Origin of the sequence: Streptomyces sp. SudanB5_2050 (assembly GCF_964272335.1) — a bacterium.
GTDB lineage: Bacteria > Actinomycetota > Actinomycetes > Streptomycetales > Streptomycetaceae > Streptomyces > Streptomyces rochei.
In genome coordinates, this window is record NZ_OZ186760.1 from 7756487 (window position 1) to 7779462 (window position 22976).

Below are 22976 nucleotides of genomic sequence, written 5' to 3' on the forward strand. Positions count from 1 at the left end.
GGATGTGAGGCCGGGGAGGTCAAAGTGTGCTGTCCGGGGTTGGAGAGAATGGGGCATGGTGATGGCACGGCGCTGGTGTTCCTCGTCGCCTGTCGTGGACGAGCTCCCGCTCCTGGAGGAGCCGGGTGCTTGGCCTGGGTGCTTGGCGGATCTGACTGACGGGTTCGGGCCGGAGCTTTCGGGTCGGACGCGGGCGAGCGGAGACCATGCTGGGCACGCTCCAGGACCGGTCGGCGTGGCCGGGGTTCGTGGTGCCGCTGGCCGGCGGTTTCGCAATCGTCGTGCACGCCGACAGCGGCGAGGAGTGCACGACGACGGACTACTTCCTTCCGCATCCTGAACTGGCGCCAGGATCTCGTCCTGGCCAGCGACGATGAGGACCGCATCGGTTTTGGAGCTGTGCTGGGCCGAGCTCGCCGTCCTGCTGGTGGCACCACTGGGTGCGGCAGGCGCCACCGACTCCCACGCCCGGCTCCTTCTTCTCCTGCCGGTTCTCGGTGACGCGGCAGTTCCGGAGCAGGCTGTGACCGCGGTCGTCGAGGCCCTGGTCGCGCAGAGGGGGCGCCCGAGGCGAGGGAGGCGTTGGCCAGACACCTGTTTTGAGGGCACCCCATGTGGGGCGCCGAGGACAGGTGGTTCGACGATGACGAACAGAGCTGGCTCTACGAGGTCGATCACAGCCTCCGCAAAGTGCCCCTCGGCGACCATCTGCCACTACAACAGCGAGCCGCCCTGGAAGCCTGCCTCACCGGCCGCTGACCCTCTCAAGCCGCAGCGGCAACGGTCTCTGCGGGCCAGGCCCGAAGGGAACGCCTGGAAGCGTTCCGTCTCCATCTCACCGAACACGCCGGCGCATTCTAGCGACGCCGGCGGCCCTCGCCCGTCACCATGCAGGCGCCCGACACCGATGACGTGACTGACCCGCGAACGAGGAGGAGAACCGTGCCAGCGCTGAAGATCGCGTCGGACGCCACCGTCACGGGAATGGGCTCAGCTTGTTTTTCAACTGCTGTGTGCTTGTGTCTGCCGGGTTCCCCTTCCTCGGGCGCGGTTGCTGTTCACGCGGAAGGGGAGAGTTGTTTGCGGACCCATGCGGGGTCTGGGTTGGTGTATGGCTGACCCGCCACGAGGACGGTCGGCACGGTTTCGTTTCCGTCGTTGGCTGCTCTGACCGCTGCGGCTCCTTCCGGGTCGCGCCAGATGTTGACCCAATGCAGTTGGCGGGCGCTGCCGCCCAGCCGGATGCGCAGTCGTATGCAGTACTTGCAGCCCGGACGCCAGAACACGACCGGTCGGCCGTCGACCGCGCTGCGGCGTTGTGCCTCCTGCGCACCGGTCGACCTCGGGAAGATCAGGGGTGAGTTCACGCCGGCGAGCGCCAGGAACGTCAGCAGTAGTGCTGCGGCGATGCCGGGGTTCCCCCTGAAGATCTGCCCAGTCGCGACGACGGAACCGCTGAGTACAAGCAGTATCGGCAGAACCCAAGCGCGCATCATGGTGCTGCAGGCTATCGGTGAGGCGACATGCTTCTCGAACTGGGCCGCTCATCCGTCTCGGTTTGCTGCTCCCCAGCGCCCGGCGCGCCCGCGCGAGTGGCGGGTACTCACGTCATGTCCGGCGGTGTGAGCCTTCAGCAGGCCCCGCCAGACGGCGGGTGCCGCAGCTCGGACAAGAGGCTGTGGTGCCCGGCCCACAGGACCGTCCCTCTGTCCGCGCAGGTCACCGCATCGTTTTGCCGTGGTCGGGTCGCTGACATCCCCGTTGCGGCTGCTCTGCCCATGTCCCTTGGCTGGAGTGAAGGAGGAAGGAACGGGCGGGATGGGCGTCGCGGCCGCAGCCGGGGATCGGGGGTGCGCTCAGCCGTTTGCGCGTCGGCCGAGGCCGCCGCGCTGGCCGCCGTCAGCGCGGCGGCGGCGTCAGGCAGGGGACGTCGGTGGGGGAGAGTCCGGGACAGGCAGCTGATGCCAGGTACGTATTCCAAGTCCGCGGTATTCGTACGCGAGCCTCGGGTGGCTCAGCTCCTCAGCTCGCCGGGGTGGTGGTCGCCGATGCTGCGGGCCTCATCAATCGACCGAGCCCAGCACCGCCCGGCGGCTGGCTGGCAGCACTCACGCACAGTGGCTGGGGAACGCCGCCGATGACGGTGCGGGCACCTGTTTCAAGGTGCCTGAGCAGTGGAAGGGCTGATCGGTACTTCTTCGCTCCTTGGAGGACTCCATGCCAGAAGAATTCGAAGACATCCCTGAGCCTGACGACCACTCCACCGATGACACCATCGACGAGACCGGAGTTGACCCCAAGGACATCGAATTGGTCATGGCCCAGGTCAATTGTTCAAGGGCGAAGGCGGTCAGAGCCTTGAAAGAGAGCGGCGGCGACCTCATCAACGCGATCATGGCGGCCAGCGAGTAGTTGGCGCGCTGCGACTGTGATTGGTCCGCGGAAAGATCACCGGGCAGGTTCCCTTACGACCAACTCGCCGTCCAGCGCGGTCGCGTCCGGCAGCTGCACGGTCGCGCCCACAGTCTCCGAAAACGACGGCCCCATCTCGGTGCCGCGCCTCGAGCGTAAGGCCACCCGGCCCGCGTCGACGGAGACCAGCGCCCGGAATCCGTCCCACTTGTGCTCGGCAGCGCTGCCGAGCCGCAGCTCGGGCACGGACGGTGGCCTTGGGTGAGCATGCCAGCGCCGACCTGTACAAGGTCAGCCCCTGGTGGAGACGGTTCTCTTGGTCGAAAACCCATCTACCAGGGGCTTCGTCATGCTGTCACTTCAACCGGCAAGTTCACGAATGTCCTCTGCCATCGAACCTTGACCGTCTGCCATCGAACTTTGACGGACGCGAGTTCGTGTCGTCGAAGTCTGATCACCGCAGGTCTTGGTCGGAAAGGGCCCCTGAAACGCGCCGGGCGTGCGGGTTAAGTTTGGATGACCCGGACGACGTCGTCCGCGTGGGGGCCGACAGTGATCTTGAAATTGCCGTCAAGCCTATCGATGTTGGTGGCGCCGGCGGCCTTCAAGGCACCCTCGTCGACCAGTGAGACGTCGTGCACCGTGACGAACACGTCGTGGTCATGGGAGGACGAGGACGCGATGTTGTCGAGGCCACCGAACCCTCCAATGATCCCGTCCTCGTCGGGGCGGTTCTCCTCAGAATCGGGCATGTTGCTCCTTCCTCAGCGGTACCGTTTTGTCGTATTCACCCATAGTTGATACAACGTTGCGAGGTGCCACGCCGCTCGTCCCGGCCCTTCGGTATGCCTGGTTGGCGCCGAGAACGCCGCATGTCGATAGCAATGCGCGCCGGTCGACCGTAAGGACGTAGGAGCGGTGGGCGGTCAGCCGCCCGCCACCAGGCCAGTGCGAGGCTCCGAGGGCTGCGCGCCACTGCAGCGCGCTGACCGGGGGCGATGTCGATCAGAATTCGATGGCACGGGACAACGAAGCAGGTTGAGAAACCCTCAAGGTCCCGTTCCAGAAGAGGAAGACGGTCGGCCTCGAGGGACGGTGGGAACGCGTCTTCACGGGGCTGCAGCCAGCGTCACTCTCGCCTGGCGGCGAGGAACGCGCCGTGGCCTGCCGCTTCGTCGTGGTCTTCTTCCACCATGAATGCGGATGCCGGTCCACCCTCTGCCCCGGACGGGCGGCGCAGAGAGAGCGAACGGTGCCGGACAGCATCACTTGTGCGCCCCCTGGGTGGTTCCGTTGTGCGCTGCGGTAGGTGCCGCACGCAGGAACGCTTTCTCTGACCTCTATGGGGTGACGGGAGCCAAACGATGCCCGCTGCATCTCTGCGGTCTGGGCATGCTCGTTCCCGCCCGGCCGGGGACGGACGCTCGCCACGTACGTGCGGGCGATGTCGGCATACCCGACGGTTGTCCGCCGGGAAGGCAACGGAACCCAGTAATGCGCTCAGGAGAGGAAACCGGAAATGTTCCAGAACTGGGATGAATTCAAGCGGGCGGCGGCCGAAGCCCGCCCTCTGTACATCAACTCGGCCAGAGAAGAGGATAAAAAGGGCCTGGAAACCGCCTTCTCCGAAGAGCGCGTACGCGTGGCTTTCAACGTCTACAAGGCCGCCCAGTGGGCCATGGAAAGCCACAAGGACAAGGGACTGATCGCCGGGAACCGGCTGGACCAGGACGAAGTGATCGCCACGGAGAAGATCCCCGGCATCGACGCCGAAGTGATCAAGAACTTCAGAACCATGAGCGAGGCCACCGAGCGTGGGGTAGGGCAGGTCCTGGACTCCAGCAAGTGGACGATCCTCGTGAACGACGCCTGGCTGCTCGGTGGCGCGCACTACATCGCACAGTTCTTCCTCGCCTCCCCCCGGACCTCTGAAAACCTCTGCCGGACGGTCCGCCCCGACTGGTTCAAGAAGACCAGGCAGTTCAGGCCCGGTTTCACCGTGCTCTCCCGAGAGCTGATCGGCCTCACAGCGTGCGGCTACAAATTCGAGGGCCACCGGACAACTGGAGAGATCGCCTATCTCCCCCAGAAAGCCGGGCACCCTGGATCTTTCACCTTCGTCGACTACCAGACAAAGGTGAATCAGTACACCCAAAGCGACCTGTGGCGCTCCTTGATCGATCCCGCCCGTAGGTGAAGCTTGACTCAGCGAAACCGATGCGGCCGACGAAGCAGCGCACACCCGTGGCCTCGGAAGGGTGCAGCAAAAGCGTGAGGAGCGCGCTGGGTGGGCCGGACAAAGGTGGACGGGCTCGCACTGCGGCGGTCGCACGGGTGAGATGCGCATTCTCACTGAGCGGTGCAGCCGTCACGGCCTGGACGACGTGCTCATCGACGCCCATCTGGAGGCGGAGGCTGCCGTGGGCACCACGCGGAATGCTGTCGGCCGGTGACCACCCCCTACACCTTGACCGTCCGTGCCTTGAACTGTCTCCGGACGCTGTACCGTCGTTGGGAGCGTGACCGCACCCTGTAGGGTGATCGCTTACGGAGCCTGCCACGTCAGCCGTCCGAGGGCGGCACGCCATCGGGTCGGTTGCCGCTGTAGCAGGGGGCATTGTCCATGGCTGACGACTCTCTCCACGTCCTGCACCCCGCGGAACGGGACATCCGGCTCCTGGTCGGTGTGTGCGAGATGGCGTCCACCACGTCAGCGGACCCGTCATCGGCCCCTTTGCTGAAGAATGATGTGCTTGTCGTCAGCCAGGTCGTGGGCGCGGGCCCAAGAATTTGCGAACGGTATTTGGAATGCGGGACGGGAGCAGTCCAGCCGACCGCCCTGTCACGAATGTCGTGATCGTGCGCGTGACCGTCGAGGGAATTGAGTGATCCAAGTGGGAGTGTCGCCGCCTACTGTCGGCGCATTTCCGACTTAGATCACTGGAGGTCGACGCACCGGTCCATTGCGAGGTCTGTCACCTTTGTCTGCCGTCGTAGGTGGCCGGGTACCGCCGGCTGTGCTCGAGCGCCTCCCGGGATGGTCGCGGAAGCTGTGGCGAGGCCCTTGCTGGTTCCTCGTATGACCCGGCCGACCGGGTCAGGCCGGTTCTCGTGTGGTGAGGACGTGGCGAATTTTCGAGACCGTGAGGGCGAGTGGAGTCAGGGCGGGTGGGGCGTTGGGGTCGAGGGTTTCGGGGTGGGGTGCGCGTGTGATGAGGCGGGTGTCGACCGGTGGTCCGCCTGCGCACCATGTGCATACGGCTGCGGCCAGGTCTTCCGCGGCTTGGACGGCCGCCGTGGCGGCCGGGTGGTCGGGGGCCTCGTCGGAGAGCTGACTGGCCCAGCGGTAGAGGGCGGGGAGGTGTCTCCAGGCTGCGATGGCCCGCTGGGCCGGCGAAGGCAGTCGGTCACTGTCGACGCTGGGTGGGGTGGGGGCGAGTGCGGCCGCGACGAGGTCGTCGACGAGGGGCCGGGGGCCAGGACGGGTACTCAGCCGGATGGTGGCGGTCATGATCCGGGTGGCGTCCGGTGCCGGAACGGTGGAGCACAGGACTTCGTCCGGTCCGGCCGGTGCCGGGATGGCCAGGCGCAGGGTGATGCGAGCGGACTCGACGCTGTAGAGGGGCCATCCGTGGAGGTCGGCCAGGGCGATGTGCCGGGCGCTGCGCGCCGGGACCGCGGCGGCCGCGATCTGTACGACGGGCTGCGGCTGTCCGTCGTCGCCGGCTGTGAGCAGGGTACGGGCCGCGCTCGCCAGTGCTGCGCTGACCGCGCTGACTTGTCCGTCCAGCACCGTGTGGCAGCCCTGGGCGAGCAACGCGGCCAGGGGCGCGGCCTGTCCCGGGCCCTTCCCATGTTCTGAGCGCCGCGCAGGCTCCTGACCGGTGTCGGCGTCGTCTGCGCCGGTCACGTAACCTCCGGGCAGACGAGAGCGGCTACTGGGTGGCTCGTGATGTCGATGAGGTTTCCCCAGAACTGACGAGCCGCCTCGTTCCACGGCTGCGCCACGGACCGCCACCACTCCGGGCGCTGGTTCATCTCGGCAGGGGCATCCCGTGCATTGACTGTGTCGATCAGGTCGTTGAACTTCTTGAGCTCCTCGATGACATACTCCGCGAGCCCATCCTGCTCAGGGCGTTGAAAAGCCTCCAGGGCTTTTGGTGCTACCTCTACGCACAAGCGAGCGACCCCTTGAAGTGGTGGTGGCGCTGAGAGCTTCCTGGAGAGGACCCGGCCCGCTTGGGTGGTGAGGATGTTCAGCGTTTGCGAGAACTCTGCTTCCAGCTCCTCGGCGTTGAGCCGGTGGGTGACGCGGAAGTCGACCACCGTCTTGCCGGGCGTCAGCGCATCCCACATCGATTCGGCAGCCGCGGCCAAGCCGTCCTGCGCGGCCCGGGAGGCGGCGTTCTGGGCGAACGGGCGCCACATCTTCCGGATCTCCGCAGCGGTCTCGTTGTAGCGGGCCAGGGCGTCGGCGGCGGTCTTCGACTGTTTGTAGGCGTGGGCAGTGCACCCCAGTGCGACGGTCCCTTCGAGATGGTGAAGCCGCTCGGGCAGCTGTGCCAGGCGGGTCGGAGCGGCAATCAGGGCAGTGACGGCGGCGTTGAACCTGTCGCGCAGCTGCTCGACGGTGGGCGGTCCGAATTCGGCGACCTGTGCGCCGGGCAGGAGGGCCTGCCACACGTTGCTGGCGGCGGCGATGAAGGCCCGCCGCAGAGCAGCCATCTCCTCCTGCTCGGTGTGCCGGTCGATCCAGGACAGGCTCTGGCACCGGGCGTTCCAGCTCTGGTGGAGCGGGGGAATCTTCTCCGGCAGCCCGTCACGGAAGGCGCTCACGGCGTCCGTGACAGCCTCCTTCAACTCCCACAACTGCTGCAACCACTCCCGTACCCCCACGCCTTTGCCCTTGGAGCCGTCCTGGGCGACGGTGTCGATCAACTCGGTGGCGGCCTTGCGGAAGGGCTCTGCCCGCTCCAGTACCAGGTACCAGACACTGTCGCGGTCGCTGACCGCCGCGTCCAGCAACTGGGACAGGCGGCTGCTTGCCAGCAGGTCGCGCTGCTTGAGGGTGGACTCGATGGTCATGACAGCGTTCTTGTCCGACTGGTGGACAATGCGCCCCTTCAACTTGGGCATCTTGGCCGTCGTCGGCGTTTCACCGCTCGCGGTGGGGGCTTTGGCAGGCTCGGTTTCGATGTCCTGGCTGATCAGGTGCAGACTCATGTTGATCTTGGCGCTGTCGATGCTGATGGATGGTGGGTTGATCAGCGACAGCAGTGGCACGGTGGCGTGCACGGTACGCACCTGGGGGCCGTGTTCCGTGGCCTCGGTGTGCTGGTAGGCGAAGCGGAACGGCTTCGCGGTGCCGTTCCTCTCGAATCCCAGGTCCTTGACCAGTTCGACTGCCTCGCGCGCGGCCAGGCCCTGCCCGTGGACCACCGCCTCGTACGCAGCGCCGAGCAGCGCGCTGACCGGGACGTCGTCGTCGCTCATCGCTGGTCCCCCGCTGCTCCTGCGGGGACGACGTGATACCGGCCGTTGACCTCGAGCCGCTCCACCGGCCGGTTGCTCACGGTGAACCTGACCTCGTGTACGTGCTTGGCGTCGGCGAGGGCCTGCTGGTCGACGGCGATACGGATGTCTTCCTTGACCTGGCCGGAAGCGGGAGCGGACGGAGCGACCTGCTCAGTCACAAAGGAGAGGGTGAAGGAAACATCGTCAATGGCCATCTGCGGCTGGATTCCCACACAGTCGCTGTCCGGCTCCTGGGCCGCGCGCACCGCCTGGTCGGCTTCGGCCACGGCCTGCTGCAGGCCCTGCAGAAGGTCACGCATCGTCAACTCACTCATAGCACTCCCTTTGGTAAATTCCCGGACCGTGCCCTCTTCGGTGATGAACAGCGCCCCGGCAATCGCGAGCCATGCGAATGGGGGGTAGGTGAGGAGCGGCCGGGCATGGTAGACAAAAACCCTCATGCGCGACGCGGCGTCCGGATGCTGTCTGCGGTCGGGGACGGCACTGGAACGGGGGCGATGCAGTGCCGCACCCGGATGTCCGCAGACGAATCCGTGAGGATCCGGCGTCTGAGTCCGTCAGACCGTCTATGCGTTTTTCTGCTGGACGGTGACGGCATTGTCGGTCAGCATCGACAGGATCTTCTCCATGCCGCCCGGCATCGGTCCTTGCTCAGCCTCCACGTGGACCGACATCGACGCACTCCGGCTGACCGTGTCGGAACTCGAACTGCTCGAGTCGTAGCTGGCCTTGACCGAGGCCGAGATACCCCAGAAGCCGCCACTCGCCGACGCCTCGCCTCCGATTTTCTGCTCGTTCTTCTTGGTCGAGACCGAATCGATCTTCACATTGAAGTCGAGCGTCACCTTGGAGAGCTGCAGATAGGGGATCGGCACGACGGCGAGGAGGGGCACCTCGACCTCCGTCACCATCTTCTTCTGCTTGGAAGTGGCGTCGGCTGCCTCGGGCTCCAACGAGGTGTAGGAGAACGCCACCGTTCTGGCGCGCTTGTTCTCGTCGAAGCCGATGTTGTTGATGAACTGCGCGGTCTCGTTCGCGGCCAGCGCGCTGGACCGGATGACCCCCTGCAGCGGACCGCCGATGATCTGCTCGAACGGCAGCGACAGTTCCGCCCCCAGATCGACCTGCTTGGACGTGTCCCCCGGGCCCGGCGCGAGCGGGACGTCCTGCATGAGCGGGACATCCGGTACGGACGGCCTGGAGTCCGCGCGGCCGGGCCCGCTGGGAGCCGGCTTCCTGGCCGGCGCCTTCGCCGCCGCCGTCTTCTTCCTCGTGGGGCTGGTCTTCTTCGTCTCCGCCATCGGCCACTCCCTCAACCAGGTTCTGGATCTTGAAGTGATCTTCTGCCAGTCCCATTGCGCTCACTCACCGACACGCCAAAGCACTTCGAAAGTCGTACGAGGTACGTATCAGGACAAACGCAAGTACCGGGAATTCGACGGCGGGAACACGGGCGCGAGTACGCGCGGTGGCTGATGCGGGCCAGCTCCTGGCCGTACGCGTCGGCGACGTGGTGCTCGGTGCTCACCTGGTCGCTCCCATGTCTGTCTGGGGGGGGGACCAGTCCGGGTCTTGTACGGGCGTCGGCGCTCGGGTCTCGGTGGCCGGGGCTCGCATGATGCGCCAGCTGCTGCGCAGCGCGGTGACGACGTGGACCATGACGACGACGACCTGACGGCCGGCATTGCCCCGGACGCACGTCCCGGTGAAGCGGGCCTGGTCGGCTGCCCGACACGACGGCGGTTGCTGACGCCACCGCAGGTCGACGAACGCTGACACCCCTCTCCCGGTGGAATGTCGGGCGCGTACAGCCCCTGCCGTCTGCGCTTTCCGTCGGCACGCCTCTCCTGCGGTTTGAAGGCGTAGGGCGGCAGGTGCCCTCAGTCCGCCGAAGCAGGTGGGACAGGCACCGGCCAACCAAACACCCTCACCAAGGAGAACTCGCACTCAGCACATCGGGAAGTCGGTCCTCAGCGGCCCGTCCACGATGGGCCGTCAAGACGCAACGGGCATCTCCTTCCGGTGCGTCTGCCGGGCCGGAGTCGTGGAGGGCATGAGGAACTGCGTCTTCTGTGCGTTCGCGGCGGGGAGGCCCCTGCCGTCATCGTCCAGCGAGTGGCCCGACGTCCTGGTGGTCCGTCCGCGAAGCGGCGGTGTGCGCGCCGGGCACGTCTTCGTCCTGCCGCGCGTCCGCGTCGAGGACGCCGGCACCGCCCCGGAGGTGACCGTCGTGGTGATGCGCCGGGCCGCCGGGTTGATGGCCGGACACCCCGCCGTGAACCTGATCACCAGCAAGGGGGAGGCGGCGACACAGAGCGTGTTCCACCTCCATGTCCACGTCGTGCCCCGTCAGGAGGGCGACGGTCTGCCCTTGCCCTGGACGCCGCAGCACACCGCCCGCCCCGGCGCCGCGTAGACCGGAGAGCCGATGAGCACGGTCCGCCTCGTCATGGCACGCGAACCCATCCCCGCCGGCCCCAAGATCTTCCTGGCCGGACCGACCCCCGACAGGAGCACGCCGGTCCCGTCCTGGCGGCCGAAGACCCTTGACCTCATCACCGCCCGGTGGGCTGGCGTGCAGCCGCTGACCGTTCTACCGACGCCCGCGCCGGCGCCACGGCGATTCTCTTCTGCATTCCCCGCGACATGCGCACGATGCCGGGCATGACGACGAACGTGGAATTCGGCCTCGACGTGAGAACCGGCCGGGCCGTCCTCGGCCTACCGGCCAACTGCCCCAACCCCGAGCGGAACAGGTACCTGGCCTACGTGGCCCGCCGTCACGGCGCCCCAATGTGCGAGACCCTGGACGGCACCGTGACACGAGCCCTCACTCCGGTCGCCGCCGGCCTGGCGTTTTGCCGGGACACTGGCGGGAGGAAGGTACTGGCGGAGGTGGAAGAAGAGTTCACAGACCACGTGATTCAATGACTACATGGTGGAGGACCGTACCTTTCTGGGGCCGCTGGAACTGACCAACGGCCGTTGGGGAGTCGGGGACGCCACCCGACCTGACACCCACTGGGTGGAGTTCCGCCCGGACGGGCTCCACCAGCACGAGCCGGACTCCGAAGGCCAGTTGATCCCGTGGTACAGGATCATGAACGGCATCTGGATCACCTGGGGCGAGCACTCCTGGAACACAAACAGCAGAGGCCAGTACACGCTGAAGGGAACGGTCGCCACGCGTGACGGCGGCTGGATGCACACGACACTGCGCCACCCGTACGAGGACCACCCGCTGCGCTTCGACCAGCACACGCGCCCGTACCGGGCAGTGGACGCCCTCCGGCTGGAGTCCCTGCTGCGGCAGCTCACCACCGAGGGAAAGCTGCATCTCCTCGGCGACCCGGAATGGGTGGGGCGTGCCGCGGCGTACCTGGCTGGCGGGAAGAACCGCTGGATCACCAGCCGTGCATTGCGGCAGGTGACGGCGGAGGCCCTGGCAGCAGCCGGCCCCGGCAGCACCTGACGGCTGGCTTTGTTCCGAGTGTCGACAGCGATTGTTCCGCCCTTCTAAAAGCATTGACACCGCGGTGTGGTCGATGGTCAAGGGAGGTGACAGCGCCCGATCCGGGTGCTTCAGTCCTTCCGGTGGGTGGCGACGGCGTCGTCACCGAAGGATGCGGTGAGTGCCCGTGCGATCAGGTCGGGCAGTCTGGTGCGTCCGTCGTCTTCGACCCAGCGCGTCAGCGCAGTGTGCATCGCGGCCAGGCAGGCGCTGGTAGCGGCTTGGGCACGGAACGCGGCGTCGGGGTCGGCCGCGTCCTTCCCGAGCGCTTCGACGATGGCCTGTTGGAGCGCGTACTGGCTGTCGAGATGCCGTGCCCGCAGCGCAGGCGTTGCGACCATGAGCCGGAGGCAGTCCAGCAGGAACCGTTCGTCCGCCGCCTGTTCGTCCCCGTTGCCGCTGGTCGAGGCGGTGGCCGCGTCGATGAGGGCGCTGCCGATGCGACGCACCAGGGGTTGCCTTGCGGACGACGCGGCAACGTGCTTGGCGATGAGCTGGGCGGGCTGGTCAATGAGGACGAGGTCCTCTTTGGTGGGGAAGTGTCGGTAGACGGTCATTGAGGAGACGCCGGCAGCCTTGGCCACGTCGGCCACCGTCACCGTGTCGTAGCCGTGGTCGGTGAACAGCCGCACCGCGTGCGCCTGGATCAGCCGTAATCCAACCAGTCCAGCGGTCGCAGCGGCCAGCGAACCCGGTGAGCCATCGCGGGCACGGCACTCTGGCCAGTGGTCGGCGGAGAGATCATCATGTGGGTATGTCTGAGAACCAGTCCACTGTGGCACCGACTGTGGTGCGGCTCGCCCAGTACACGAAGGCGGACCAGGAGGAGATCCTTGGCAACAGCGATGATCCCTTCGGCGTCGCCTGGACCGGTCTGACCTGGCTGCCGAAAGAAGAGCACTTCGGCATCCGGCACCACGGCCGCCTCGTGGCACACGCCGGCCTGCGGCGACTGCCTGTTGCGATCAGCGACGCCGAGACAGAGGTGGTGGGCGTCGGCGGGGTGGCCGTCTCACCCGCCATGCAAGGGCAGGGCTTCGCTCGCCTCGTCGTCACGGCTGCCCTGGAGCACGCCCGAACGATGGGTCCTCAACACGCACTCCTCTTCTGCCGGCCTCCTCTCGTGTCGCTCTACCAGCGCCTCGGATGGCACCCGCTCGACAAGGACGTACTCGTCGAACAACCCGAAGGCCGCCTCGTGACCATGCCGCTGCGGACCATGGTGACGCCCCTGCTCGACGATGCCCAGTGGCCCTCAGGGCCAGTACGGCTGTTCTCCCTCCCTATGTGACGGGCCCCTTTAGCAAGAGCCGCGCAGCGCCGCGACACAGGGTTCACTCATCTCGCGCCGGTGTCAGTTCTCACCAACGTTTTCCGGCTCTGCGATCGACAAGCGCTGCCCGCACTGCGTGACAAACGGTGTCGACTCTCGGTGACGAAGTCAGCCGATCACGCCGCGCCGCACACCGCTTCGGCGAGTGCGGTGCAGTCTGCCACCGGACTGGGCGCAGGTCAGGGCAGCTAGGGTGGTTCTCCCGGGCTGGTCCTGCTCCGAAAAGACTGGAGCGCTGAGATTCGCGCCTGACGTCACCGTCACGGAGGCGGACTTGCCCCAGGTTGATGCGAGGGCTGCGATCCGTGCATTGTTCGGCTTCCCCAACATCGTTGCCGACCGTGGTCCCCGCGGTGACTGATGGGTGCCGGTGAGAGGGCAATCGCATCGGTGCGTCGTGTCGCGGTTTCCCACGAAATCCGGTGGAGTCTCAGCGGCTAAACGTGGTTGGGTCCTGTTCGATGCTTCGCTGACACGGCCCGGGACAGTGCGAGGCGCAAGGTCCGAATCGCCGGGTGGTCCAGCCCGCGCGTCGTCGAGTGGTGGAGGTTGTCGCGGTGGCTGGGTATGGGGCGCTTTCCGACGTATACGAGTGGCTGATCGGGGACGACAGGTTGACCCCCGCCAAGGCAGCCGCGGTCTACTACAGCGATGTCGTGGGCTCTGTGCCGCCCAGCGCACGCGTCCTCGACTGCGCGTGTGGAACCGGCCAGCTCGCCGTCGGTCTCGCGAGTCTTGGCCTTGACGTGGTCGCCGCAGACGCCAGTGATGGGATGGTTCGCCGGACCGAGAAGGCCGCCGACGAGCAGGGTGTCTCGCTTCGAGCCCTCCACGCGAGCTGGGCCGAGCTGCCCGACCACCTGGAGGAGTCCACGTTCGATCTGGTGTTCTGTGTCGGCAATTCACTCGGGCACGCCGAGGGGGCAGCCGGGCGCCTGGCCGCGCTGGAAGCGATGTCGCGGCTGCTGAAACCGGGCGGACGCCTTGTGCTCCACTCACGCAACTGGGAGCTCGTGCGCTCCGCCGGCTCACGGGTAGACGTCCGCGACCGACTCGTCCGCCGCAACGACCGCGATGCGGTCGTCAGCTACTACTGGCAGATCGAGCAGCGCTGGGAACAAGAACACTTCCTCGAGATCGTCGTTGCCCAGATCGAGCCGGATGGGGCAGTGCGAGCCTGCTCGGAGCGGTTGTCCATCTGGCCCTACCGGTACGAGGACCTCGTGGTGCAGTTGCGGAGCGTCGGGCTCAGGGTGGAGTCGACCACTTTCGACCCCGAGAGCGATGGGTACCTGGTGGTCGCCAGCCGCGACTAAAGGGCTGTCCCGGAAATGATCTCCCAATGGACGCGGGTGAGGTGGCCTGCGGTGCGGAGTCTTCGTTCACCTGTGAGGGCGAGGTTGTGCAGGCGGGCGATGCTGAGCATGGCGTAGTGCGCGCTGTTGCCCTTGAGACGGAAGTCGCGGAGGATCCCCTTCATACGGGCGAAGGTGCTCGATGCGGGCTCTGACCTGCTTGTGGGAGCGGCTGTGTTGTTGCACGGGATCGAGATCGGTCCGAGTGCCTCCTCGGCGCGGTCGGCTGCGGCTGCCGAGCTGTCGGCGTCGCTCACGTCGAGCGGTATGGCCGTCACGGTGCCGCCGGCACCGGCCGGTTTCTTCGTGTCGTCGTCGAGCCGCTCCTCATCGATGTCGGCGAGCGCCACCTCCGCCCGCGTGGTGATGAGTGCCCGGCTGACGCCCAGGCCGATTCCCGATGCCGCGCCGGTGACGAACGCCGCTGCCCCCGCCGGCCCGTTTCTGCTTCTCCGCTCGCTTGTGTACCGCCGCTCGGGTTCGCGGCGGACTACGCCCACGGTGGACCGGGGCGTCGCCTGACGACACCCCCGTTCGCGGCGGATGCCCACCGCTTGTCCCGCCGTTCACGCGCTTCGCGCGGAGGCCGCTGCCCCTGCCCGCGGCTCTCCACGGGCATACGGCGCGCGGATGGCGGGGCAACTGCCCGACATCTGCCCTGTGCGGCGGTGCCGCCGGCCTGTTCTCCCGCCGGACCATGGCAGGAGCCCACCCGGATGGGCACCTGACAGATACCGAGGGAGCCCGATGCCCACGCACCCGCGGCCGCCGTTCGACCCCGAAGCCGAGGCAGCTCTGACCTCCCTGGCCGAACCGATGCCGGCCGTCACACCCGGGTCGATCCCGGTCCTACGGCAAGCTGCTCTGCCCGTCGTCTCCGACGAGATCCTGCTCGCCGCCAAGGTCACGCGCCGGGATGTGACCGTTCCTGGCCACCACGGTGCCGAGCTCGTGGCCAGCGTGATCGCCCGCTCCGGTCACACCGGCACGGGTCCGGGCATCTACCACATCCACGGGGGCGGGATGATCGCCGGCGAGCGCGTGATCGGGGTGAGCCAGATCCTCCCGCGGATCGTCGAGCACGACGCCGTGGCCGTGACCGTGGATTACCGGCTCGCGCCCGAGTTCCCGGACCCCTGTCCGGTCGAGGACTGCTATGCGGGCCTTGTGCGGACCGCTGAACACGCCGCCGAACTCGGCATCGACCCCGGCCGCCTGATCATCGCCGGCGCCAGCGCCGGAGGCGGGCTCGCCGCGGGCACGGCACTCCTGGCCCGCGACCGCAAGGGACCCGCGCTCATCGGGCAGGTCCTGATCTGCCCGATGCTCGACGACCGGGACCGCACCGTCTCCAGCACCCAGTACGAGGACGCCGGCACCTGGGTCCGGGAGAGCAACCGGACGGGATGGGCGGCGTTGCTGGGCGACCGGTGGGGCACCGACGAGGTGTCGGTCTACGCCGCGCCCGCTCGCGCGAGCGACCTTGAGGGACTGCCGCCCGCGTTCATCGACTGCGGCTCGGCCGAGGTGTTCCGGGACGAGGACGTCGCCTACGCGAACGCTCTATGGAACTCCGGCGTGCAGGCCGAGCTGCATGTATGGCCCGGTGGCTACCACGGATTCGACATGCTCGCGCCGGACTCCGCCATCGCACGGGCAGCGATCGCGGCCCGGAACGGATGGGTCGCCCGCACTCTCGGCGCACCGTCTCCGGGCACGAGCGGGCGGTAAGCAGGGTCGTCGCCTCAGCAGTCCGGGCCCGGGCTGAGCGTGGGGTCGGCACACCTGGCGGCACACGACGAGACGGTCCGCGCCGACAGGAACGGCCACCGGTCACCGGTGGCCACGGAACAGAGAAAACGAAGGAGAAACATGAAGGCAGCACGGTTCTACGGCAGGGAAGACATCCGCATCGAAGAGGCGGCGGAGCCCAGTCCCGGCCCGGGGCAGGTGAAGCTGCGCAACGCGTTCGCCGGCATCTGTGGCTCCGACCTCCACTTCTTCTTCTACCCCGAGTCGCTGCCCTTTTCCCTGGACGAGCCGCACCCCCTCACCGGGGCCACCCTGCCGCAGATCCTCGGTCACGAGTTCTCCGGCACTGTCGTCGAGACCGGCGAGGGCGTGACGGACGTGCGGGTCGGCGACCGCTGTGCCGTCTTCCCTCTGGCGGTCTCCTGCGGCAAGTGCACGGCCTGCCGTCGGGGGCTGCCCTTCTCATGTCCGCTGATGGGCTCGCTCGGGTCGAACGTGGAGGGCGGCGGTCTGTCGGAGTTCACCGTGTGCGACGCGTCGAAGGTGCACGTACTGCCGGACGGGGTCGACCTGAGGATGGGCGCGCTCGTCGAGCCCATGGCGGTGGGCTGGCACGCTGTCGCGCGCAGCGGTGTGCGACCGGGCGGCAGCGCACTCGTGGCAGGGGCCGGACCGATCGGAATCGGTGCCTGGTTCGCCTTCAAGGCCCGCGGGGTGGAGAAGGTGCTGGTGTCCGAGCCGAGCGAGGACCGCCGCGCGATCATGGCCACGCTGGGCGCCCGTGTCATCGACCCCGTGAACGAGGATCTCGCGGACGCCGTCGCCTCGCTCACCGACGGTGACGGAGTGGACGCCGCGGTGGACGCCGCCGGCGCGGGCGCTGCGGTCACCTCCGCCATGGCGGGCCTGGTCCCCGGCGGCCGCCTGGTGGTCGCCGCACTGCACGAACACACCATGGACTTCCAGCCCACCCGGCTCATGATGGGCGAGACCGAGATCGTGGGCGCGGTCGGCTACCGGCCCGAGGAGTTCGACGAGGTCATCGCGGCCATGGCCGACGGGTTCTACGACACCACCGGCTGGGTGCGGGAACTGCCGCTGGAGAGCCTTGTCGACGCCCTCCACTCGCTGCGCCACGGCATCGGCGGGAAGACCCTTCTGCGCCTGGGCTGAGGCTCCCGAACACCCCGGTACGGACGGCTCGAGGGCTTGTCCGTACCGGGCTTCGCCCGCCCGGTACGGACAAGACGCGCGAGCGGCGGAGGACACGGTCCGAGACTGCGGAGTTCGGCGGTTCCGCACGAGGCGGCCCACCCAGCACGATTGATGTACACCGCAACCATGCGGTGCGGAAGAACCAGGAGTCCCCATGTCCAGCAGCGTTCCACGCCCCCCGTTCGACCCGGAGCTCGAGGCCGTACTCGCGGCCCTCGCGGACCAGATCCCGCCGACCCTGACCGCGGACATGATCCCCGACATGCGCCGGGCGGCACCGGCAGAGGTCACCGACGAGATGCTCGCGACCTCCGGTCTGACCCGACGCGACGTCACGATCCCGGGGTACCTGGGCGACGAAATCACCGTCTCGGTGATCGCCCGGGAGGATCATCAGGGGCTCGGGCCGGGGATCTACCACACGCACGGCGGCGGCATGGTCTCCGGTGATCAGTTCTCCGGCCTGGTCCAGGCCCTCCCGTGGGTGATCGAGCACGACGCCGTCCTGGTCACCGTCGACTACCGGCTCGCACCCGAGCACCCCGATCCCTATCCGGTCGAGGACTGCTATGCGGGTCTGCTGTGGACGGCCGAGCGCGCCCGGGAGCTCGGAATGGACCCCGACAGGCTGATCATCGCCGGACAGAGCGCCGGGGGCGGTCTCGCCGCCGGCGTCGCACTGATGGCCCGCGACCGGCAAGGCCCGGCCTTGATCGGCCAGGTCCTCATGTACCCGATGCTCGACGACCGGGACCAGACGGTCTCCTCGGCCCAGTTCGACGCTGTCGGCGTATGGGACCGCGGGAGCAACGTCATGGGCTGGACCGCGCTGCTGGGAGAGAGGCGCGGAACCGACGACGTATCGGCCTACGCCGCTCCCGCACGCGCCACCGATCTCACGGGACTGCCACCCGCGTTCATCGACTGCGGCTCGGCCGAGGTGTTCCGGGACGAGGACGTCGCTTACGCGACGGCCCTGTGGCACGCGGGCGTGCAGGCCGAACTCCACATCTGGCCCGGTGGCTTCCACGGGTTCGACCTGACCGCACCCCACACCGCTCTGGCGCACGCCATGACCGCCGCCCGTAACGCCTGGGTCGCCCGCATCCTCGGGTCCTGAGGCGACGTCCCCGGGCCTCGGTAAGCTGAGGGAAAGGTGCGAAGGAGTACAGATGCACCAGCTGGTCGGACGACTGAACTCACTCGACCCGCAGGCGGGCGAAACGCTTCGGATCGTGTCGTACTTCGATGTCCTCATCACGCGGGGCGCCGGACTCGACGGACTCCTGCGCGGTGCCGCGGTCCTCTCCGGCACCGTCGCCGGCGCGAAGATCCGAGGGCGCGTGACCCGGCGTGACCCGGACGGACACCCGGTCACCGACGACGCCGACCGCCGGCGCCACAGCTCCCGCAGGTCCCACGCCGACTGGACGGTGTGGCTCGAGCGGGACGGGGAGCCGGAGCCCGCCGACGAGATGATCGTGGAGCGGCTCGCGCTGGGAGTGGAACTCCTTGACGCGCGCCGCAGTCCCGAGCGCGGCCTCGACGCCATCGTCGATCAGGCCCGCTCCGTCGCCGAACGCACCGCGCTCCTCGCCAAGCGGCGGATCGACCCGGCGACACCGGTGCGTGTCCTGGCCACCGCCGCGGACGCCCCCGAGATCAGCGAAGCCCCCTCCGCGATCGTGCCGACCCGGTACGGACTTCTGAGAGCCACCCTCGATCTCTCGGGCACCATCCGCCGCCCGCCGGAACCGGCCGGGTTCGGAACCCGGGTACGAGCCGACCGCGCCCCCGAATCCTGGGAGGCGGCGATCGTGGCGCTGCGACTGACGGACGCCTCCACACCGGCCGTCGACGCGGCGGACCTGGGAGCGATGCTTCTGCTGGCCCAGACCTACGACCCGGAGCACCCGCACGAGGACGTCCGCGCCCTCGCCCGCCTCGACCGGCGCTCCGCGGACGTGCTCCGCACGCTGGTGGAGGCCGACAGCGTCCGCTCCGCGGCGGCAGAACTGGGCATGCACCACTCGACCGTGCAGGCCCGCCATGAAGCGCTGACCCACACCCTGGGCTACGACCCGCGCAGCAACGTCGGCAGGATGCGCTACATCGCCGCCGCCCTGCTGCTGCGCCTCACCGACCCCGTCACCGCGACACGCCCCGGGAGCCCCTGGAACACGTAGTCGGTCCGGCCGCACGGGACAGAGGGCGAACCGGCGCCAGCGTCCCCCGCCAGGCGGCGGGGGACAGGGCTCGAACGCGCCACAGTCGGCGGGCGACCATGCGATCGGCGGTCACTAGCGTGGCACTGGAATTCACCACGCGTTTCCCGACTGACGATTCGGCCTGCCCACGCGTGACTTCGGGCAACCGGGGCGTCGTCCCATTCAACCGTCCCTCGACGAAGCGGAGACGATCATGAACTGGCCGACAGGCGAAGCGGCACTTGTCACCGGCGCGGCATCCGGAATCGGCTTCGGGGTCGCCCACGCGCTCGTCGCCGCCGGTGCGAAGGTCGCGCTGGTCGACATCGACGAAGCACGGCTGGCAGGAGCCGAGCAGTCCCTGCGGGACGCCGGCGGCACGGTCTTGGCCCTGCCCTTCGACATCAGTGAGACCGACCGGTGGGAGAGCATGGCCCACCGCGCCGAGGAAGCGCTCGGACCGATCTCGATCCTGTGCAATGTCGCCGGCGTGAACGGCGGCACGACGGTCGACCGCACGCCGCTTCAGGTGTGGCGCTGGGTCCACGGCGTCAACATCGACGCGCAGTTCGCCTCTGTGGCAGCGTTCCTGCCGCGGTTCAAGAGTCGCGGCGGCCGCAGCCACATCGTGAACACCTCTTCGATCTCCGGCCTGATACCCATGGCGGGAGTGGCCGCTTACACCTCCTCGAAATTCGCAAGCGTGGGGCTGTCGATGGCGCTCCGCGAGGAGCTCGCGGGCACGGACGTCGGCGTTTCACTGCTCGTCCCCGGCGCGGTCGCCACCCCGATCAACTTCAACGCCGGCGCCGCCGAGGCGAAGCTGCTCGGCCGCGAGATGGACGCCGCCGTCGCCGAGAAGAACAGCGTGCTGCTCCTCCAGGGAGCTGACCCCGGCCGGGTCGGCGAGCAGGTGGTCGAAGCCATGCAGCAGGGACAATTCATGGTCGTCACCCACCGCGAGTGGGGACCCTTCGCGGCACATGTGCATCGAGAGATCGAACGTGCCTACGAGGAGTTCGACGGACGCCACGGTCCAGACCCCGTCGCGACCGCCATGGCAGCCGGCGAAGAGACCATCTCCTCCTAGAGAGCGCATTCGGTTGCGATCAAGGGGCCGCTCACGTGAACTCCTTGATCCAGATCACGGAGGCTCGGGGGAGCAGTCAGGTTCCCGGGCACCGCATCACGTCAAGCGTGTCTTACCGCTCGCGGTCGTCGTCCGACCTGGCACTGCCCGGGACGGTGCCGTGTCCCAGGCGGGAACGTCGGCTGGGTCGGCCCGTCGTCCTGGGAGGCGAGGCCGCGCAACGGGCAGAACCGTCGTCCCTGCGCTCGCCGGGGGCAGCTCCAGGTCGGGGCAGGTCGCGGTCCGGGCCTATGAGCCGTACCGCGTTTGTGGGAGTAGTTCCATGCCGCCCGACCAGTGTCGGGCCCGCCTCGCCGACCTCGCGGAGTCGGTGAACCAGCGGATCCGGACGGTCGACGGCAGCGACGAGCCGAAGGCGCGCTGGTCTCCGAGGTTTCGCTGCGGCTGATCCGGGACACGACCGAGGCCGACGCCGCCGCTGCGCCGTTCAGGGCAGAGGGGAGGCGAGGCTTCCCACCGGAACCGGTCCTCCTTGTGCAGCCCACGCTTGTAGAACTTTAGACGAACAGGAACGCAGCCAGGGACGCCGTCTCGAGCCCCAGCAACAGGATCGTCAGACCCAGGTCCAGAAGCCCCTTCCCATGCTGAGCGCGACAGCCAGCCCCGGTCTGAGTGGAGCTAGTCAGTTGTCCCAAGCACCCTTCCCGTGTGAGGCGCGCGTCCTCCTGGGCCGTGTCTGTTCATGCGTTGTCTGGTCAGCGGTCGGCCCAGGCCGGTGCGCAGACGTCGTGGGGGCGTGCGGCGCAGACGCTCGCGAACCACCTTGGATCGACCACCTGTCCCAGGTCCTATCCCTGGCGGCCGGGACTGCCGGGGTCGTCCCTCGGTTTCATGTGGCCTCGGCGCTCTCGACCCACGAGGTCGTGAACAGCGCGTACTCGAGCAGGTCGGGCGTCGCATTGGAGGGCCAGGAATGAGTTGCTGCTACCTGACGGGAAGCCGCCTGCATGAAGGAGAGGTAGATCGCGTAGCGGTGCGGTGACCAGTTTGTGTCCCGCCAGACCCACCTGGCGATCGAGCCGTCAGGGTCGTAGCCGGTCTCCCGACCCACCGCCTGGGCCAGCGACCGCATGCGCCGGGCCAGGACCTGATCAAGGATGAGCGGCTGGGTACCGGACGCCGCCCGGACCGATTTACCGGCGAAGTACAGGAACTTGGAGTAAAACGACGGGCCGAACCCGGCGATGCGACCCCGCAGTTCCGCGTAGGCTGCTTCGGCGTCCTGCTCCCTCAGCGTATTGACGACGCTGGCGAGTATCGCGTTCAGGCCCTCTGTGCCCAGCAGAATCTTGTGCAACGTGGCAGGTCCGCTTCCGGCCGGGGAGCCGCCTTTGCCCTTTCCCCACACATAGGTAGCCACCAGCGCCTCCTCATAGGCTCCGCGCTCCAGCGCGTCCGCGACGATGGAGGCCACCTGTGTCCGGCTGACGTCGGCGTCACCCGCCTGGAAGGTCGATGCCATCATCGAGGGCCACGTAGTGATGTGCGCCCACCGGCTGGGTGTGTAGCGGACCGTGTGGGCGCCGGGCGTCCCGTCCGTGAGCCGTACGGCATTCTGGCCCCACCACCCCCCCAGAGCCTCGAGAGCCGCATCTGGCAGCAGTCGCGCAGACATCTCCCGGTCCACCGCATTCGCTCGGTCCTGTCTGTTCATAAACCACCCCCGTATCTCTGCCCGTCCCATGGCCTTCTGCCGCGAGCACGCCCCGTTGTACCGCAGGCGGTGGGACATGACGAGCCGCCTCGTGTTAGCTGTTTCTACTGCCCGGACGGAGCCCAAGCATCAAGAACTCCCGGCTTCAGCAACGAATCACCGAGCTTGAGGACGATCTCGCCGCCGCCCGGCCGGGGACGGACGCTCGCCACGTACGTGCGGGCGATGTCGGCATGCCGACGGTTGTCCGCCGGGAAAGCAACGGAACCCAGTAATGCGCTCACGAGAGGAAACCGGAAATGTAGCAGAACTGAGATGAATTCAAGCGGGCGGCGGCCGAAGCCCGCCCTCTGTACATCAACTCGGCCAGAGAAGAGGATAAAAAGGGCCTGGAAACCTCCTTCTCCGAAGAGCGCGTACGCGTGGCTTTCAACGTCTACAAGGCCGCCCAGTGGGCCATGGAAAGCCACAAGGACAAGGGACTGATCGCCGGGAACCGGCTGGACCAGGACGAAGTGATCGCCCCGGAGAAGATCCCCGGCATCGACGCCGAAGTGATCAAGAACTTCAGAACCATGAGCGAGGCCACCGAGCGTGGGGTAGGGCAGGTCCTGGACTCCAGCAAGTGGACGATCCTCGTGAACGACGCCTGGCTGCTCGGTGGCGCGCACTACATGGCACAGGTTGTAGAGACCGTCCAGGGGGGTCTACGCCAGTCCAGCCCGGGCATGAAGTTGCAGGCCAGGGCCCTTTGGTCCGAGAGGGTCCGCCCAGTTGGTGATTGCGGTGTGACACGAGGGTGATACGGCGAGGCCCCACCGAGGTCCGTCCCCTTGGCGAGATTTCTCAGCG

23 protein-coding genes and 2 pseudogenes are annotated in these 22976 nt (G+C 67.8%); 14 read left to right on the plus strand and 11 right to left on the minus strand.

Annotated features, from left to right (window positions below; all coding sequences use genetic code 11):
• Positions 1 to 1058: 1058 nt before the first annotated feature.
• Positions 1059 to 1496, minus strand: coding sequence for a glutaredoxin domain-containing protein (locus ACFZP7_RS33985; RefSeq protein ID WP_136236907.1), 438 nt, complete (start codon positions 1494 to 1496; stop codon positions 1059 to 1061).
• 721 nt (positions 1497 to 2217) lie between these two features.
• Here ACFZP7_RS33985 and ACFZP7_RS33990 point away from each other — a divergent pair.
• Positions 2218 to 2412 carry a ubiquitin-like domain-containing protein gene (locus ACFZP7_RS33990; protein WP_136236908.1) on the plus strand — a complete coding sequence of 65 codons (195 nt, stop codon included), beginning with the start codon at positions 2218 to 2220 and terminating at the stop codon, positions 2410 to 2412.
• Positions 2413 to 2448: 36 nt separating this feature from the next.
• On the opposite strand, the gene ACFZP7_RS33995 is transcribed toward ACFZP7_RS33990, so the two are convergent.
• Complete coding sequence (locus ACFZP7_RS33995; RefSeq protein ID WP_374203347.1) at positions 2449 to 2658, minus strand: hypothetical protein; 210 nt, start codon at positions 2656 to 2658, stop codon at positions 2449 to 2451.
• 260 nt (positions 2659 to 2918) lie between these two features.
• Entirely contained in the window at positions 2919 to 3164 is a 246-nt protein-coding gene (locus ACFZP7_RS34000) for a hypothetical protein (protein ID WP_385638078.1), read from the minus strand.
• 767 nt (positions 3165 to 3931) lie between these two features.
• On the opposite strand from ACFZP7_RS34000, the gene ACFZP7_RS34005 reads away from it, so the two are divergent.
• Positions 3932 to 4609 carry a hypothetical protein gene (locus ACFZP7_RS34005; RefSeq protein WP_385638081.1) on the plus strand — a complete coding sequence of 226 codons (678 nt, stop codon included), beginning with the start codon at positions 3932 to 3934 and terminating at the stop codon, positions 4607 to 4609.
• A 900-nt stretch (positions 4610 to 5509) separates the two neighbouring features.
• On the opposite strand, the gene ACFZP7_RS34010 is transcribed toward ACFZP7_RS34005, so the two are convergent.
• The 4 genes from ACFZP7_RS34010 to ACFZP7_RS34025 all read right to left on the minus strand — a co-directional run bounded on the left by ACFZP7_RS34010 (position 5510) and on the right by ACFZP7_RS34025 (position 9248).
• Positions 5510 to 6322 carry a hypothetical protein gene (locus tag ACFZP7_RS34010; protein ID WP_136236910.1) on the minus strand — a complete coding sequence of 271 codons (813 nt, stop codon included), beginning with the start codon at positions 6320 to 6322 and terminating at the stop codon, positions 5510 to 5512.
• Positions 6319 to 7905: a DUF2589 domain-containing protein gene (locus ACFZP7_RS34015; protein ID WP_385638083.1), complete on the minus strand. Its 1587-nt coding sequence runs from the start codon at positions 7903 to 7905 to the stop codon at positions 6319 to 6321. Before ACFZP7_RS34015 ends, ACFZP7_RS34010 begins: the two co-directional genes overlap by 4 nt.
• On the minus strand, positions 7902 to 8387 hold the full coding sequence (locus ACFZP7_RS34020) for a hypothetical protein (protein WP_385638084.1): 486 nt from the start codon (positions 8385 to 8387) through the stop codon (positions 7902 to 7904). The genes ACFZP7_RS34015 and ACFZP7_RS34020 overlap by 4 nt, the downstream gene beginning before the upstream one ends.
• A 126-nt stretch (positions 8388 to 8513) precedes the next feature.
• On the minus strand, positions 8514 to 9248 hold the full coding sequence (locus tag ACFZP7_RS34025; protein ID WP_385638087.1) for a DUF2589 domain-containing protein: 735 nt from the start codon (positions 9246 to 9248) through the stop codon (positions 8514 to 8516).
• Between the two features lie 349 nt (positions 9249 to 9597).
• Between ACFZP7_RS34025 and ACFZP7_RS34030 the strand changes: the two genes are divergently transcribed.
• The 4 genes from ACFZP7_RS34030 to ACFZP7_RS34045 all read left to right on the plus strand — a co-directional run bounded on the left by ACFZP7_RS34030 (position 9598) and on the right by ACFZP7_RS34045 (position 11419).
• Complete coding sequence (locus ACFZP7_RS34030; protein ID WP_385638090.1) at positions 9598 to 9723, plus strand: hypothetical protein; 126 nt, start codon at positions 9598 to 9600, stop codon at positions 9721 to 9723.
• Between the two features lie 277 nt (positions 9724 to 10000).
• Positions 10001 to 10363 (plus strand): HIT family protein, encoded by a 363-nt coding sequence (locus ACFZP7_RS34035; RefSeq protein WP_385638093.1) that lies wholly within the window; start codon positions 10001 to 10003, stop codon positions 10361 to 10363.
• A gap of 248 nt (positions 10364 to 10611) precedes the next feature.
• A complete protein-coding gene (locus ACFZP7_RS34040; protein WP_385638096.1) occupies positions 10612 to 10878 on the plus strand; it encodes a hypothetical protein in 267 nt (88 codons plus the stop codon).
• Between the two features lie 4 nt (positions 10879 to 10882).
• Positions 10883 to 11419 (plus strand): hypothetical protein, encoded by a 537-nt coding sequence (locus ACFZP7_RS34045; RefSeq protein WP_385638098.1) that lies wholly within the window; start codon positions 10883 to 10885, stop codon positions 11417 to 11419.
• A gap of 110 nt (positions 11420 to 11529) precedes the next feature.
• Here the strand turns inward: ACFZP7_RS34045 and ACFZP7_RS34050 are convergent, their stop codons facing one another.
• Positions 11530 to 12090 carry a TetR family transcriptional regulator gene (locus ACFZP7_RS34050; protein WP_385638101.1) on the minus strand — a complete coding sequence of 187 codons (561 nt, stop codon included), beginning with the start codon at positions 12088 to 12090 and terminating at the stop codon, positions 11530 to 11532.
• A 122-nt stretch (positions 12091 to 12212) separates the two neighbouring features.
• Between ACFZP7_RS34050 and ACFZP7_RS34055 the strand changes: the two genes are divergently transcribed.
• Positions 12213 to 12749, plus strand: coding sequence for a GNAT family N-acetyltransferase (locus tag ACFZP7_RS34055; protein WP_355102709.1), 537 nt, complete (start codon positions 12213 to 12215; stop codon positions 12747 to 12749).
• A gap of 599 nt (positions 12750 to 13348) precedes the next feature.
• Positions 13349 to 14107 (plus strand): class I SAM-dependent methyltransferase, encoded by a 759-nt coding sequence (locus ACFZP7_RS34060; RefSeq protein ID WP_223781338.1) that lies wholly within the window; start codon positions 13349 to 13351, stop codon positions 14105 to 14107.
• A gap of 68 nt (positions 14108 to 14175) precedes the next feature.
• Here the strand turns inward: ACFZP7_RS34060 and ACFZP7_RS34065 are convergent.
• Positions 14176 to 14323, minus strand: a pseudogene (locus ACFZP7_RS34065) (IS5/IS1182 family transposase); the annotation flags it as partial.
• A 38-nt stretch (positions 14324 to 14361) separates the two neighbouring features.
• Positions 14362 to 14697, minus strand: a pseudogene (locus ACFZP7_RS34070) (SDR family NAD(P)-dependent oxidoreductase); the annotation flags it as partial.
• Between the two features lie 196 nt (positions 14698 to 14893).
• On the opposite strand from ACFZP7_RS34070, the gene ACFZP7_RS34075 reads away from it, so the two are divergent.
• The 5 genes from ACFZP7_RS34075 to ACFZP7_RS34095 all read left to right on the plus strand — a co-directional run bounded on the left by ACFZP7_RS34075 (position 14894) and on the right by ACFZP7_RS34095 (position 20410).
• Positions 14894 to 15877, plus strand: coding sequence for an alpha/beta hydrolase (locus ACFZP7_RS34075; RefSeq protein WP_385638104.1), 984 nt, complete (start codon positions 14894 to 14896; stop codon positions 15875 to 15877).
• A gap of 141 nt (positions 15878 to 16018) precedes the next feature.
• On the plus strand, positions 16019 to 17071 hold the full coding sequence (locus tag ACFZP7_RS34080; protein ID WP_385638106.1) for an alcohol dehydrogenase catalytic domain-containing protein: 1053 nt from the start codon (positions 16019 to 16021) through the stop codon (positions 17069 to 17071).
• Positions 17072 to 17267: 196 nt separating this feature from the next.
• A complete protein-coding gene (locus tag ACFZP7_RS34085; RefSeq protein ID WP_385638109.1) occupies positions 17268 to 18233 on the plus strand; it encodes an alpha/beta hydrolase in 966 nt (321 codons plus the stop codon).
• Positions 18234 to 18285: 52 nt separating this feature from the next.
• Entirely contained in the window at positions 18286 to 19299 is a 1014-nt protein-coding gene (locus ACFZP7_RS34090; protein ID WP_385638112.1) for a hypothetical protein, read from the plus strand.
• Between the two features lie 235 nt (positions 19300 to 19534).
• On the plus strand, positions 19535 to 20410 hold the full coding sequence (locus ACFZP7_RS34095; RefSeq protein WP_385638114.1) for an SDR family NAD(P)-dependent oxidoreductase: 876 nt from the start codon (positions 19535 to 19537) through the stop codon (positions 20408 to 20410).
• An 889-nt stretch (positions 20411 to 21299) separates the two neighbouring features.
• On the opposite strand, the gene ACFZP7_RS34100 is transcribed toward ACFZP7_RS34095, so the two are convergent.
• Positions 21300 to 22202: a hypothetical protein gene (locus ACFZP7_RS34100; RefSeq protein ID WP_385638117.1), complete on the minus strand. Its 903-nt coding sequence runs from the start codon at positions 22200 to 22202 to the stop codon at positions 21300 to 21302.
• Between the two features lie 344 nt (positions 22203 to 22546).
• Between ACFZP7_RS34100 and ACFZP7_RS34105 the strand changes: the two genes are divergently transcribed.
• Complete coding sequence (locus ACFZP7_RS34105; RefSeq protein WP_385638118.1) at positions 22547 to 22927, plus strand: hypothetical protein; 381 nt, start codon at positions 22547 to 22549, stop codon at positions 22925 to 22927.
• The last annotated feature ends 49 nt before the right edge of the window (positions 22928 to 22976 follow it).